The sequence below is a fragment of the Novosphingobium naphthalenivorans NBRC 102051 genome (genome assembly GCF_001590985.1).
GTDB classification, from domain to species: Bacteria; Pseudomonadota; Alphaproteobacteria; order Sphingomonadales; family Sphingomonadaceae; genus Novosphingobium; species Novosphingobium naphthalenivorans.
Genome location: NZ_BCTX01000101.1, coordinates 1 through 12,833, shown reverse-complemented (window position 1 = coordinate 12,833; position 12,833 = coordinate 1). Strand labels below are relative to the sequence as shown.

General features: G+C 61.5%; 15 protein-coding genes. 9 read left to right on the top strand and 6 right to left on the bottom strand.

The annotated features are described in order from the left end of the window. A partial coding sequence (locus NN5_RS21900) for an ArdC family protein (protein WP_067738262.1) occupies window positions 1-713 on the bottom strand: 713 nt, incomplete at its 3' end. A 155-nt stretch (window positions 714-868) separates the two neighbouring features. Continuing rightward, the gene (locus NN5_RS21895) at window positions 869-2,857 is read right to left on the bottom strand and encodes a ParB/RepB/Spo0J family partition protein (RefSeq protein ID WP_067738259.1); all 1,989 of its coding nucleotides are present in this window, start codon (window positions 2,855-2,857) and stop codon (window positions 869-871) included. 254 nt (window positions 2,858-3,111) lie between these two features. Here NN5_RS21895 and NN5_RS21890 point away from each other — a divergent pair, with 254 nt between their 5' ends. From NN5_RS21890 to arsH, 6 genes are read left to right on the top strand one after another with little or no spacing between them, the layout of a single operon-like run. After that, window positions 3,112-3,444 carry an ArsR/SmtB family transcription factor gene (locus NN5_RS21890; protein WP_013832730.1) on the top strand — a complete coding sequence of 111 codons (333 nt, stop codon included), beginning with the start codon at window positions 3,112-3,114 and terminating at the stop codon, window positions 3,442-3,444. Further along, the gene (locus tag NN5_RS21885) at window positions 3,444-3,974 is read left to right on the top strand and encodes an arsenate reductase ArsC (RefSeq protein ID WP_067738249.1); all 531 of its coding nucleotides are present in this window, start codon (window positions 3,444-3,446) and stop codon (window positions 3,972-3,974) included. Before NN5_RS21890 ends, NN5_RS21885 begins: the two co-directional genes overlap by 1 nt. Next, window positions 3,975-4,403 (top strand): arsenate reductase (glutaredoxin), encoded by a 429-nt coding sequence (gene arsC, locus NN5_RS21880; protein WP_013832728.1) that lies wholly within the window; start codon window positions 3,975-3,977, stop codon window positions 4,401-4,403. It begins immediately after the preceding gene. Then, window positions 4,403-5,689 (top strand): arsenic transporter, encoded by a 1,287-nt coding sequence (locus NN5_RS21875; protein WP_067738248.1) that lies wholly within the window; start codon window positions 4,403-4,405, stop codon window positions 5,687-5,689. The genes arsC and NN5_RS21875 overlap by 1 nt, the downstream gene beginning before the upstream one ends. Then, window positions 5,686-6,009: a YnfA family protein gene (locus NN5_RS21870; protein WP_013832726.1), complete on the top strand. Its 324-nt coding sequence runs from the start codon at window positions 5,686-5,688 to the stop codon at window positions 6,007-6,009. Before NN5_RS21875 ends, NN5_RS21870 begins: the two co-directional genes overlap by 4 nt. A 23-nt stretch (window positions 6,010-6,032) precedes the next feature. Beyond that, window positions 6,033-6,797: an arsenical resistance protein ArsH gene (arsH, locus tag NN5_RS21865; protein WP_013832725.1), complete on the top strand. Its 765-nt coding sequence runs from the start codon at window positions 6,033-6,035 to the stop codon at window positions 6,795-6,797. Between the two features lie 130 nt (window positions 6,798-6,927). Here arsH and NN5_RS25415 read toward each other — a convergent pair whose 3' ends face one another. After that, on the bottom strand, window positions 6,928-7,317 hold the full coding sequence (locus NN5_RS25415) for a MerR family transcriptional regulator (RefSeq protein WP_230291016.1): 390 nt from the start codon (window positions 7,315-7,317) through the stop codon (window positions 6,928-6,930). Between the two features lie 76 nt (window positions 7,318-7,393). On the opposite strand from NN5_RS25415, the gene NN5_RS21855 reads away from it, so the two are divergent. The 3 genes from NN5_RS21855 to NN5_RS21845 are packed head-to-tail and all read left to right on the top strand — an operon-like array spanning window position 7,394 to window position 9,270. After that, the gene (locus NN5_RS21855; protein ID WP_041558847.1) at window positions 7,394-7,741 is read left to right on the top strand and encodes a mercuric transporter MerT family protein; all 348 of its coding nucleotides are present in this window, start codon (window positions 7,394-7,396) and stop codon (window positions 7,739-7,741) included. After that, window positions 7,734-7,946 carry a GDCCVxC domain-containing (seleno)protein gene (locus NN5_RS21850; RefSeq protein WP_041558846.1) on the top strand — a complete coding sequence of 71 codons (213 nt, stop codon included), beginning with the start codon at window positions 7,734-7,736 and terminating at the stop codon, window positions 7,944-7,946. The genes NN5_RS21855 and NN5_RS21850 overlap by 8 nt, the downstream gene beginning before the upstream one ends. Continuing rightward, complete coding sequence (locus NN5_RS21845; protein ID WP_067738245.1) at window positions 7,939-9,270, top strand: dihydrolipoyl dehydrogenase family protein; 1,332 nt, start codon at window positions 7,939-7,941, stop codon at window positions 9,268-9,270. The genes NN5_RS21850 and NN5_RS21845 overlap by 8 nt, the downstream gene beginning before the upstream one ends. Window positions 9,271-9,550: 280 nt before the next feature. Here the strand turns inward: NN5_RS21845 and NN5_RS21840 are convergent, their stop codons facing one another. From NN5_RS21840 to NN5_RS21830, 3 genes are all read right to left on the bottom strand, one after another. Next, entirely contained in the window at window positions 9,551-10,273 is a 723-nt protein-coding gene (locus NN5_RS21840; RefSeq protein WP_067738243.1) for an RES family NAD+ phosphorylase, read from the bottom strand. After that, complete coding sequence (locus tag NN5_RS21835) at window positions 10,270-10,683, bottom strand: MbcA/ParS/Xre antitoxin family protein (RefSeq protein WP_013832721.1); 414 nt, start codon at window positions 10,681-10,683, stop codon at window positions 10,270-10,272. The genes NN5_RS21840 and NN5_RS21835 overlap by 4 nt, the downstream gene beginning before the upstream one ends. Window positions 10,684-10,744: 61 nt before the next feature. Next, the coding region (locus tag NN5_RS21830) for a strawberry notch C-terminal domain-containing protein (RefSeq protein WP_245656656.1) at window positions 10,745-12,833 on the bottom strand (2,089 nt) is incomplete at its 5' end.

Genomic DNA, 12,833 nt, shown 5'->3' with positions numbered 1-12,833 from the left:
AAGGCAATGAGTTCCTCAGCAGCGTAAGCTGCAGAACCAAATCGATTCTTGAGATTACGGTCGAGGCGGCTGGCATGACCGGTCCAATGCGATAGCTCGTGCGCGAGCGTCGCGTAATAGTGGTCGAAGCCTGAGAAGAGATGCAAGGGCGGCATTGTCACCCGGTCAGCTACCGGCTCATAATAGGCTTCGTCGCCCTGATGACGCAGGACGGCCGGAATACTAGCAAAGAATGAGTCGAGTTCAGCCTGACGGCCCTCGGGCTCCACCACCTCAAGCGTCGCGGCGGGATGGAAACGTTCCGGAAGACCTTCGACCTGATCAGCATTGAAAACCGGATAGGCCTTCAACACGCGACGACTTTCGTCGGTTTTTTCGCCGGTGTCGGGTGCTTCTACTTCCTTGATGTAGCTCTTGTAGAAGATGGCGATGGTGGATTTTTCACCCTTGCGCACCTGTGCGCCCAGTTCTTTGGCCTGATTGTAGGTCATCCAGAACGGCGAGGCGTAACCGCACATGTCGGCAACCATCCAGAGCCAGAATACATTCATGCCGCGATAAGGGATGCCGCACGCCCGCAATGGGCGCGAGACTGGCACACCGCGCCATGGCTTGATCCAGGGCTTCGTGCCGGACTCGAGGCGGGCGATGATTTCCTGGGTGATACGGGTAGCAGGCGACACTCCGCCGCTTTGTCCCTTGCGATAGGCCATGTTGTATCTCCTGAAATGGCCTGACGACAGTTCCGTCGGTCAGTGCCGGAGATCCCGGAGCCCCCTCCGCTCTCTTTCCATGAAGGAAGCGGCCCCCCGGCATGTGCCGGAGGACCGCTTCACGGTGGCGAGCAGCCGTTCCTGTCAGGAGGAGGTCAGGCGGCCAACTCGCTCGGGGGCTGATTGTCGTCGTTAGCGACGAACTCCGCGTCGGGACTTTGCGCTTCGTGATCGGCAGGAATTTCCGGCTGGTCGGCAAAACGCATGACTTCGGGTACCCAGGCGAGGGCTCTTTCCCGAACTTCGACCTCGGTGATGTAGGTCCCCGCGAAGACGCGCTCGGCGCTCATCGCGAGATCGCCCTTTTTCACCGATGCGAAGCGCGAGGACAGTTCCAGGCCGCCGACATCGGTGAGCGCATCGAGGATGACCTGCTTCGAGACGCGGTCGAAGTAGTTTGCCGCGGTCGGACGCCACCATTGCGCCATATCGATGCCGATCGCGCTGCCCAGATGATCCTGGAACGCGAACTGGCGTTCGCCTGCCATGTTGAGGCTCGCCTCGAGTGTGCGGGCGACGACGAAGCCGAGCCATGCTGCGCGACTTTCATCAGCGAGTGCCCGAAACATCTTGAAGCGCGACGAAGCGTCTTCGCCAGATCGCCAGCTCTCATCGAGACCCGAGCGCAGGTCCGCAAGGGACGCGCTTGCCGGCGCATCCTTCGCTTCGAACCCGACAATCGGACCCGCGGGGACGCCGCCACGCAGGGTCGTGGCCGCGCGTGACCGCCAGTCGTGGGTGTCGGCATCCGCGAGGGTGAAGACCATGATGTCGAGCGAAAGGCCGGGATCCGATGCCACGTGGAGCGCGAGCACGTCACGACGTTGCATCGCAAGTTCGTCGACCAGGCGCTTGGAAAGCGCTGCACGGCGTTTGCCATCACTGCCGACACTCGCAACGACTTCGACGACATCTTCGTCACCAACGACTTCGATATCGCGCTCGCCGTAGAACACCGGTTGGAGGACCGGTGTGCCGTCGCGCGAGAGAACGAGGATCATTCCGGCATCGGCCTTCAGTTCGGGTGCCAGCTCCGGGGGCTTTGCCCGAATGTCCTGGCATTCGCGTTCGATCGCTTCGATCGTCGCCTCAGCCGCAGCAATTGCTTCTTCGGCGCTGTCTTCGTCCTCGAGAATGGCCGCATGCTCGTCGTAGGAAGCATCGAGTTCGTCAAGGCGGGCCAGTTCGGCGTCAGTCAACGGAGCCGGCTCGGCCGGAAGGCGTATGAGGCCTTCGACGAGATCGTGACTGGCATAGGCGTCAAGCGTAGGCTTGACCCAGGCAAGACCCTGCTCTGCTGCGAGCGCCTTGGCACGCCTTTCCATCTCCTCCGAGGCGAGGGTTTCCAGAAGCGCGACATCAACCCAGGACTCGCTGTCATCGTCGTCGAAGAGTTCGCGTTCGATCCGGCCACCTGCAGCGGTATATGCGTCGCGACCGACAAGACGGGCCCGAGCATCGCTGCCGCGAACCATGCCGGAGAGCACCATGCGCCGGATACTGTCGGCGCTGGGCGCATAATAGCCCGAGGACGCCTGTTCGTAGACGCGAGCCTGAATTTCCTGGTCGGAGGTCGCGCCGAAAGCTTTGGCGAGATCGAGAGTGATTTCGCCGGATGCCAGAGCATCGAAGACGACAGGCGCGAGGGTCGCGAGACGCAGACGGCCTTCGACAAAGCGGACCGTCAGCCCGAAGCGGCGCGCGACATCTTCCGTCGAGGCACCAGCATCAATGAGGGCAGCGAACGCCTGCGCTTCGTCGGCCGGGTTCATCGCAAGGCGATGGAAGTTTTCGGCCAGACTCGTTTCGACTGCGGTTTCCGCATCGTCCTCAAGCACGAGGCAGGTAACCTCGTAGCCCTTCGGCAGGACTTTCTCTTCGGTAAGCGCCAGCAAGGCGCACCGGCGGCGCTCTCCGGCCTCGACCTCGAATTTTCCGCGAGAGGCAGGCCGAACGATGAGGTTCTGCAACAAGCCATGGGCTGCAATGCTCGCTTTCAGTTCGGCATCTGCAGCTGGGTCACCGTGGCGGCGCACGTTACGTGGGGACTGGACTAACTTGGTCAGCAGAATCGACTTGATCATGGGACTTACTCCTGATTGCGAGCTCAAGCATCGACCTTCGACGCTCGTTCGGCTCAATCAGAAGCAAGCCCCCTTCCCTCTCAATGACTGCCGGCCGGCTGGTTACTGATTGTTCGATTTCAGCATCTGCGCATGCATAACTCGGCATCTGGGCTTACAAAAGTAGCTCGCCGATACCTTCTACCTTTCAGCAACACATCGAAAATTCCCGATCGATATTGACCGCTCCAGAACGCATCGGTAATTGCCGATGAGTGAAATCCGCTGCAGCACTCGCTTCTCTCTCCGCCCTCGCACATCCCACACGCCTCGACGCGTTTCGCCGTCTCGTCCGCAGCGAGCCCGGTGGGCTTTCCACCGGGCAACTGGTCGACGCGTCGGGCCTCAGCCAGAGCACCTTTTCCAGTCACCTCGCCATACTCGTCGGAGCTGGTCTCGTCGTAACCGAGAAGCGGGGACGGCAGATGATCCAGCGCGCGAGCATCGGCGCATTGCGCGAGCTGATGCTGTTTCTCGCTAAGGACTGCTGTGGGGGTCGCGCGGAGCTTTGCGAACCGCTCATCGCCGAACTTTCCCATTGCTGCTGATGGAGCCGACAGTGCCTGACCAACCTTACAATGTCCTGTTCCTGTGCACGGGCAACTCGGCCCGCTCGATTCTGGGCGAAGCGCTGATGAACAAGATGGGCGGAGACCGCTTCCGTGCTTACAGCGCGGGCAGCCAGCCCAAGGGCGACGTGCATCCGATGTCGCTCGAGGTGCTGGATAGCTTCGGTTATCCGACCGAGGGCCTGCACTCGAAGAACTGGAGCGAGTTCACCAAGCCCGGCGCACCCGAGTTCGATTTCATCTTCACCGTCTGCGACAACGCCGCGGGCGAGAGCTGTCCGGTATGGCCAGGCAAGCCGCTCACCGCGCATTGGGGCGTCGAGGATCCCGCCGCAGTCGAGGGCGATGGCCAGCGGCAGGCTTTCGTCGATGCGCTCAGCTATCTCAAACGCCGGATCGAGCTGTTCTTGATGCTTCCGCTTAAGAGCATCGACGATATGTCTGTGCGCAGCAAGCTGGCCGCCATCGGCCGCGAAGAGGGCGCGACCGCCAAGGCGAGGGAAGCCTGAATGACCACCGACATCGTCATCTACCACAATCCCGAATGCGGGACCTCGCGCAACACGCTGGCGATGATCCGCAACGCCGGGATCGAGCCGCATGTTATCGAGTATCTGAAGACGCCACCTTCGCGCGCCATGCTCGAAAGCCTGATCGAGCGTGCCGGGCTCAGTCCCAGGGAGCTGCTGCGCGCAAAGGGCACGCCTTATGCCGAATTGGGGCTCGGCGATGAGAGTCTGAGCGATACGGCGCTGGTGGATGCGATGATGGAACACCCGATCCTCATCAACCGGCCGCTCGTCGTCTCGCCGCTCGGTGTCCGCCTGTGCCGCCCGTCCGAGGTAGTGCTCGACATTCTGCCGAGCCCCCAGCAGGGCGCCTTCACCAAGGAGGATGGCGAGCAGGTTGTGGACGCGGCGGGCGAGCGTATCGTCTGATGCTGCTGGCGATCGCGATCTTCGTGGTCACCATCACGATGGTGATCTGGCAGCCGCGCGGGCTCGGCATCGGGTGGAGCGCGATCGGCGGAGCACTGCTGGCCCTTGCCACCGGCGTTATCTCGTTCGCCGACATCCCAATGGTCTGGGATATCATCTGGAACGCTACCGGTGCCTTCGTGGCAATCATTCTGATCAGTTTGATCCTCGACCGCGCGGGATTCTTCGAATGGGCTGCGCTCCATGTGGCGCGGTGGGGGCGCGGCAATGGTCGCTGGCTGTTTGTGCTCGTGGTATTGCTGGGTGCAAGCGTTGCCGCGATCTTCGCCAATGATGGCGCCGCTCTGATCCTGACCCCGATCGTGATCGCGATGCTCCGGGCGCTGGGATACAACGCCAAGGCGACGCTGGCTTTCGTCATGGCGGCTGGGTTCATCGCCGATACTGCCAGCCTGCCGCTGGTGGTCTCCAACCTCGTCAACATCGTCTCGGCGGACTTCTTCGACATCGGTTTCGGTGAATATGCGCTGGTCATGGTGCCGGTCGATTTGGCCGCAATTGCCGCCACATTGGCAGCTCTGCTTCTGTTCTTTCGCAAGGACATTCCCGCCAGCTACAACGTCGCACAGCTCCGCGCTCCGGCAGAAGCGATCCTTGACCGCGCGACCTTCCGCGCCGCCTGGGTGGTGCTGGCCCTGCTGCTAGTTGGCTTCTTCGTTCTCGATCCGCTCGGCGTGCCGATCAGCGCGGTCGCTGCGGTCGGCGCGCTGGCGCTCATCGCCATCGCTGCGCGCGGCCACGTCATTCCCACAGGCCAGGTGATCCGCGAAGCACCATGGCAGGTCGTGATTTTCTCACTCGGCATGTATCTCGTCGTCTACGGCATGAGCAACGCCGGCCTTGCCACCATGCTAGCCGGGTTGCTGGAACGTTCCGCCGAGGGGGGCGTATGGGGCGCGGCCTTCGGGACGGGCATTCTTTCAGCCGTGCTATCCTCGGGCATGAACAACATGCCGACCGTCCTCGTGGGCGCTTTGTCTATCGATGCGACCAGTGCCACTGGCCCGGTTCGCGATGCCATGATCTACGCCAACGTCATTGGCTGCGACCTTGGGCCCAAGGTCACCCCGATCGGCTCGCTCGCGACCCTGCTGTGGCTGCACGTTCTGGGGCAGAAGGGCGTGAAGATCGGCTGGGGTTATTATTTCCGCGTCGGCATCACGCTGACGACGCCGATCCTGCTGGTGACACTGGCAGCGCTCGCCCTGGGATTGAGTTTTGCATGAAGCTGTTCCTCGTCTATCCGCTCGCGGCGCTGTTCGAAATCGCCGGTTGCTTTGCATTCTGGGCATGGTGGCGGCTGGAAAAGAGCCCCTTGTGGTTGCTGCCCGGGATGGTGTCGCTGGCCCTGTTCGCCTGGCTGCTGACGCTCGTCCCAACCGACGCTGCCGGTCGCGCCTTCGCGGCCTATGGCGGGGTCTATGTTGCCGCATCGCTGCTGTGGTTGTGGATCGTCGAGGGCACCACGCCTGACCGCTGGGACTTCGTCGGCGGCGCGGTCGTGCTTGCCGGCGCTGCCATCATCCTGTTCGGCCCACGCGGCTGATTATCCAAGTCTGGAGATCCTTTTTGTCCCGCGTTCGTCTGTTGCCCGATCCCGACAGCTTCCCCGCGCTCGATCCGGCCTTCGTCCATGCCCGCCCTGCCGAGGGCCTTGGTGCCGACCCGTCACCGCCGCGTATCCTGTTGCTCTACGGCTCCCTGCGGGAGCGCTCGTATTCGCGCCTCGCGGTCGAGGAAGCCGCGCGACTGCTCCAGCTGTTCGGCGCTGAGACGCGCATCTTCGATCCCTCCGACCTTCCGCTGCCGGATCAGGTCGGCGGTGACGACCATCCTGCCGTTCACGAACTGCGCGAGCACGCCTTCTGGTCCGAGGGCATGGTGTGGTGCAGCCCGGAGCGGCACGGCCAGATCACCGGCATCATGAAGACCCAGATTGATCACCTGCCGCTCAGCATCGGAGGCATGCGTCCTACGCAGGGGCGGACGCTGGCGGTCATGCAGGTGTCGGCGGGCTCACAGTCCTTCAACACCGTCAACATGTTGCGGCTGCTTGGCCGCTGGATGCGGATGTTCACCATCCCCAACCAATCCAGCGTGCCCAAGGCCTACGAGGAATTCGACGAGGCGGGGCGCATGAAATCTTCCGCGCTCTACGACCGCATTGTCGACGTCATGGAAGAACTCGTCCGCTTCACGGTGCTGCTGCGCCCGCATGCCGAACAGTTGGTCGACCGGTATTCGGAGCGCAAGGAACGGAATATTCCGGTCCCCACGCCTGCCGACGCAGCCGGTATTATCGCAACTGGGCGGCCGGGTGCGAGGCGAGAATGAAGGGGAGGGTACTGGATCGGGTAAAGGCATTCATAGAACGCCTCCGGCTGGAGCACGATCTGGATTTTCGGTCCAAGTTCTCCTCGAGGCAATGGACAGGATCAACATGCGAGCGCTGCCGCAACCCAATTCAAATCGCTCCCGCCAGGCTTTCAACCACAGGACAGCAACCATCTGGACTGCTGTCGCACCGCGATACGAGGGTTGCCAGGGCTGATTCCATTTTCCGAAGGTCAACCAGCTTGGCACGGACATTCGACAGGTGCTGCGCCGCGATAGCCTGTACTTGGTTGCAATTCTCGTCAGGCTGTGGGGCGAGGTCGAGCAGGGCCTGAACCTCTTGCAGCGAAAAGCCGAGTTCGCGGGCACGCTGGACAAAGCGAAGGCGCTCGAGGTCAGAGGGGCCGTAGTCGCGATACGAACCCTTTCGTGGCGGTGGTTCGATGACTCCGATCCGTTCGTAGTAGCGGATCGTCTCTATGTTGCATCCACTTCGCCGCGAGACTTCGCCAATCTGCACCCGTAAACCCCTTGAGTCTGTAGTTGCTACAGACTGTAGATACGGTCGCGACTCGAGTTTTGCAAAAGGACATCCAATGCGCAGCCCTGGCACATGGTGGAACGGTTTGGCGACGGGTGGCGGCATCGCTGCGGCTTTTGGGGCAGCTGCCTGCTGTGCTCTTCCTCTCGCTCTCGCCTCGGCCGGAGTGGGTTCGGCCTGGCTGGGCAGCATCGCCCCGATCGTCGGCCCTTATCGCACGCCCCTGCTTGTTCTGGCTTCGGTTCTGCTGTTCGCCGCGGCCATACGTCTCCTCTGGCAATTCCGGCAAGCGCGAGCTTGCCCGACCGATGCGGCATGCGGTTCGTCGACCTATCGGGCTCTTACCGCCGCCGGCATTGTCATTGGTGTCGTTCTTTTGGTCGGAGCATTCCTCTATGGCTGATCCGATCCTAATCTCCCGCCTGCGTTGTCCCGAATGTGGGCACGAGAAGGACGAGGAGATGCCGACGAACGCCTGCATGTTCTTCTACAACTGTTCGGGTTGCGGCGTGCGCCTCAAGCCGGTGCATGGCGATTGCTGCGTATTCTGCTCCTATGGCACGGTTCCCTGTCCACCGATCCAGGAAGGCGATTGCTGCGATGGCTGAAGCGTTCGATTTTATCGCGATCGGATCGGGAACGGCAGCTCAGGTCGCTGTCCATCGTATGGCCGATGCAGGCAAACGCTGTGCAGTGATCGATTACCGCCCCTACGGCGGGACCTGCGCGCTGCGCGGCTGTGACCCCAAGAAAATGATGGTGAGCGGCGAGGAAGCGCTCGCGGCGTTTCGCCGGATGAACGGAAAAGGCATTCGAGGGTCGGCTTCGATCAACTGGGGTGGGCTTCAGGCCTTCAAGCGCAGCTTCACCGACCCGGTGCCCGGAAAGCAGGAAGCGCGTTATGATCGCAAAGGTATTGCGACCTTCCACGGCGCAGCACGGTTTACCGGTCCTGATCGGCTCGCGGTCGAGGATCAGGAACTGCAGTTCAGCCACGCCCTGATCGCAACTGGAGCGATCCCCCGCCCGCTGGGAATTACAGGTGAACAATTGCTCATCCACAGCGATGCTTTTCTCAACCTCGACACACTTCCTGAGCGCATCGTATTCGTAGGCGGCGGATATATCGCTGCGGAATTCGCGCATCTGGCCGCACGCGCAGGCTCAAAGGTCACGATCGTTCAGCGCGGGCGCGTCCTCAAAGCTTTTGATCCCGACATCGTCGATTGGCTGATGCCAAGTTTCGGACAACTCGGGATCGAGATCGTTGACGCTGAGGTCACTGGCCTGAGAGCCGCGGGCGAGACCCTGGAGGTCGAAGCCGGCAATCGGGTAATCGAGACGGATTTGGCTGTGCATGCCGCGGGTAGAGGTCCGGCACTCGGCAAGCTCGATCTGGAAGCGGGAAATGTGGCGAGCGACGATGAACGCTTGCTTCTCACTGCGCAGCTACGCAGCCAGAGCAACGGTAAGGTGTTCGCCGCTGGCGACGCGGCGGCGAAGGGACCGCCTTTGACGCCGGTATCCAGCCACGATGCGAAAGTCGTGGTGGAGAACATCCTCGATAACGGCGATCGGACGCCGAACTACGACGGAGTGCCCAGTGCCCTGTTCACCGAGCCGCCGGCAGCCAGGGTCGGCATGTTGGAAAGCGAAGCGCGCGAAGCCGGCCTGGAGTTCAACGTCAACGCCGGATCCCACCCCGAATGGTTTTCGGCGCGACGCCTGAACGCACAGATTTATGGGCACAAACTTCTAATCCAGGTTGGGACGGGACGCATACTCGGCGCCCACCTTGTCGGTCCCGATGCAGACGAACTGATCAACGTCTTTGGTCTTGCCATCCGGCATGGCCTCACTGCAGACGACATCAAGTCAACGATGTTTGCCTATCCGACGGCAGCGTCCGATGCGGGATATATGGTGGGATAGCAGTCCGAGCCTGCTAAGGGCGGCGCCAACCATCATGTTCATAGTTCATGGATGAGTTCCGACACGGAGGACGTCCGGTAATCGACGACAGGAATTACAAAGCGATCTCATCTTGCGCTCGCTGCGGGCTAGGATCGTACCGCCGTCATTGCGAGTGGTCAGCATTCAGAGTTCCTACCAGACAAATTGGCAGCTATCGGGAGAGTCGCGACCCGAGCTGGATGTCTGATTCAGACTTCATATTAGCTGAGGTCGCCGCGGCAGAATTCGGACTAGGAATCTATCGCTCAGACAGCACCACCCGAAACACCGCCCCTGTACCAGCGTCTCGAACCAGATCGACACCCATTCCGTCCCAGTGATAGTCGAGGTGACGTCCCTGAGTGGGGTCGGATGCACAATCCGGGTAGAACAAGCCGACACATTCACCACCCGGATGCCGGATGCTCGGATAGACAAGACCTTCGGCCCCGCCCCCTTTGAGTTCAACAGCGAGGGCTTGCGATGCAGCATAGTTGTCGGGATCTAGCGCGGGATCGCCTGCGGCAAGGCTCCTGAGATCGTGAAGATCAGCGCTTACCGAAAGGATGATCTCACGGAACTGTGATGTCCAGCCTGGCGCTTCTACAGTGCGAGCCATGAAGCGGGCATGGTGATGGATTGTCTCGAACAGCGCAGTTTCGAATGCATCCCCCGCGTATAGGACGCCGTAGGTCCCATCGGTGAAGCGACTTGGTCGGTCGGTGCTGACATGCGTGAACGGGGCCATCAGATAGGATGCGCCGCTGCCCCCTACCCGGCGGTCAGCAGGTACAAGATCGAGATTGCCGATCGTCGCCATGATGCGGGGATTGGTCTTTTGCTCGGCAGAGATCAGCAGCGGCCAATCTGCGGGGTCTGCGATATCTTCGAACAGGTCGATAGGTGGAAAGGCACTGCGGATAATCCGCACAGCACCTTTCCACACGACCTGGGCGACCGGAATTGCCTTGGGATCAATCACCAGGCACCACGTTCGGCATCAAGATAGCGACGCACCCGCATGATATCGGTCAGCTCGCCGCCAAGCATGACGTCGAGTGCACTCGCTCCGGCAAAGGCGGCGTTACCTGCCTTGATCCAGGCGTAGCCACGTTGGGCTTCGGAAAAGATGATCCTCAGCGCCTTGTGGATACCCATCAGGTTGGAGAGCCGCGCCGCACCATCGCGCGAGACACGGCCCGCACCCTCAGCCTTCCACCGCCGGTAGGAGCGAACCGGCATGTCGAGCAAAGTCGCTGCCTGTTCGTCCGTTACTTCCCATTTCCCAAACAGGTTCAGCACGGCGCGGAACATCGCCGCTGCTTCCTCTTGGGTTACAGGATCGGGCCGGAAGGCATGGGGGACGGTATCAACGGGTTGCAGTGCCAACATGAGCATTCTCCATATGGCATCATATATCACTTTAGATGCCAATTGGCAATATAGGACTGCCTCATCCGACAAGTCCCGCCAAGACCGCCACCGCGCTCGTCGTCGGGACGAAAAGTCGCGTCTGATAGCGTATGATCTCGGTGAAGCACCCATGTGCCTTGTACCAGTCGAGGCGCGACGCCGACCAACCAGCCAGTTCGAGCCGCTGCGCGCCATTCACGAGGCTGCGCTTGAGCGTAAGCGCTTCGCGGCTTTTGATTTGCATCGATCGCCCTGTCCCGAGCACCGCATCGACGGTTTGCTCTGCCGAAACGGAATGTTCGTCTTCGAGCCCAAGCGCCTGGCACAGTTCGGGCACGCAATGAAGCGGAACCTCCCGACCTAACAGCGAGCGTCCGTCTCGCGCCGAGATCCGGCTGACCCGAACATAGTCGGAAGGTAGTTTGTCCCACACCGGAAGCAGCAGGCCGGTTGCAAGATGCAGTCGCTCGCGCTTGTGATTTGATGCGGCGTCATCGACCTCCGCCTGCCACAGGCGCTGAAATTCGGTTGGATCCACCGTGTCCCAGTTGCTCTCCGCGAGTTGATCGGCGGTGATGTGCCCATGCTTCAAGGGACGGACAAGCTCGAAGCGGGCCACCCGCATACCTTCGTCTGTGAGCAGGCTGCGCGCTGGGACAAGCAGCCCGATCCGGCCTGAGCGCGTATTACGGAGAAGCTGCTGACGCGCACCTGAAAAGCCGTAGAGCTCCTCGAGGCGTTTGAGACGCAAAGGCTTGAGCGCGCGGGCGATCTCGAGCTCCAGGAGATGCGTAGTCGCGCCCGACAGCGCATCGGTGCGCAGTAGCGTGTCGGTCAGCACATCGTAATGCTCCACCGCAATGGTCTCGACCCCAATGTCGAGCGTGCCGGCCTGGCGTGCTGCATCGATCCGCGCTTCGACGAGGCCGAGAAACTCGTCAAATATGCCGTTTTGCAAAGCAATCGGCAACGCGAGGATGCGATTGAGCCAGCGCTGGATTGTTGGCAGGTCATCGACCATCCCGCCGTCGGGCCCTTCGACCCTGAGCCCGCTCAATTCCTCAAACCGAGAAAGCGTAACGGCTTCCAGCTTGCCTGCGAACAGCAGGCCGAACCAGCGATGAAGCGCCTCCTTGGCGTAGGTGCTCTCGAGATTGTCGGCAGGATCGAAGAGGTTCTGCCCACCTGTCTGGCGCTGCCCTCGGGTCAGTGCCCCGAGACTGTCGAGCCGACGTGCAATGGTCGATATAAACCGACGTTCGCCACGCACGTCGGTGGTCACCGGGCGGAACAGCGGGGCCGATGCCTGATTGGTGCGGTTGGTCCGGCCAAGCCCTTGAATTGCGGCATCGGCCCGCCAGCCCGGCTCAAGCAGAAAGTGGACCCGGCGCATCTGGTTCTTTGCCGCAAGGTCGGCATGATAACTGCGGCCGGTGCCACCGGCATCGGAGAAAACCAGAATCCGCTTTGTCCCGTCCATAAAATCTCGCGTTTCGGCGACATTGGCGCGCGGAGAGCGCGACTGGAGCACCTGGCGTCCATCGCGCCCGACGATCAGGCGGCGGGTACGGCCGGTGACTTCGGCGACCTGATCGACACCGAACCGTTCGATGATCGCATCGAGCGCCGTCGCGATCGGCGGCAAGGCACAGAGCTGCTCGATCATGCGGTCGCGCGCGGCAAGCGCCGAACGACAGAGAACAGGAGCACCATTCTCATCACTCATCGGTTCGGACCGGGCATTGCCATTCTCGTCCGTGAACACCGCCATCAACCGAACCGGGAAGCTTTTGGTGAGGTAATCGACCACATATTCGCGAGGGGAGAGATCGATTTCGAGTGCTTCGCGTTCTGCATCGGAGAGATCGGCTAGGCGGCGGTTGAGCATGGCTTCGGCGGTCGAGACGAGTTGCACTACAACCGCGTTGCCGTCGGCAAGTGCCGTATCAATCGCAGGCAGCAGGCTCGGCAGCTTCATCGATAGAAGGAGCTGCGCGAAGAAGCGCTGCTTGGTGCCTTCAAAAACCGAAAGCGCCGCCGATTTGGCACCTGAATTCAGGGTGTCGCCACTGTCGGTGTCGACGATCCGGGTTGCCTCGAGTGCCTCGCGCAAGTTGGCATGAATGATT

Bases quoted from the DNA above. Each gene is read 5' to 3' on its own strand.
- NN5_RS21895 (WP_067738259.1), bottom strand. From the start codon at position 2,857: ATGATCAAGTCGATTCTGCTGACCAAGTTAGTCCAGTCCCCACGTAAC.
- NN5_RS21885 (WP_067738249.1), top strand. From the start codon at position 3,444: ATGGAGCCGACAGTGCCTGACCAACCTTACAATGTCCTGTTCCTGTGC.
- arsC (WP_013832728.1), top strand. From the start codon at position 3,975: ATGACCACCGACATCGTCATCTACCACAATCCCGAATGCGGGACCTCG.
- NN5_RS21875 (WP_067738248.1), top strand. From the start codon at position 4,403: ATGCTGCTGGCGATCGCGATCTTCGTGGTCACCATCACGATGGTGATC.
- NN5_RS21870 (WP_013832726.1), top strand. From the start codon at position 5,686: ATGAAGCTGTTCCTCGTCTATCCGCTCGCGGCGCTGTTCGAAATCGCC.
- NN5_RS21855 (WP_041558847.1), top strand. From the start codon at position 7,394: ATGCGCAGCCCTGGCACATGGTGGAACGGTTTGGCGACGGGTGGCGGC.
- NN5_RS21850 (WP_041558846.1), top strand. From the start codon at position 7,734: ATGGCTGATCCGATCCTAATCTCCCGCCTGCGTTGTCCCGAATGTGGG.
- NN5_RS21845 (WP_067738245.1), top strand. From the start codon at position 7,939: ATGGCTGAAGCGTTCGATTTTATCGCGATCGGATCGGGAACGGCAGCT.
- NN5_RS21835 (WP_013832721.1), bottom strand. From the start codon at position 10,683: ATGTTGGCACTGCAACCCGTTGATACCGTCCCCCATGCCTTCCGGCCC.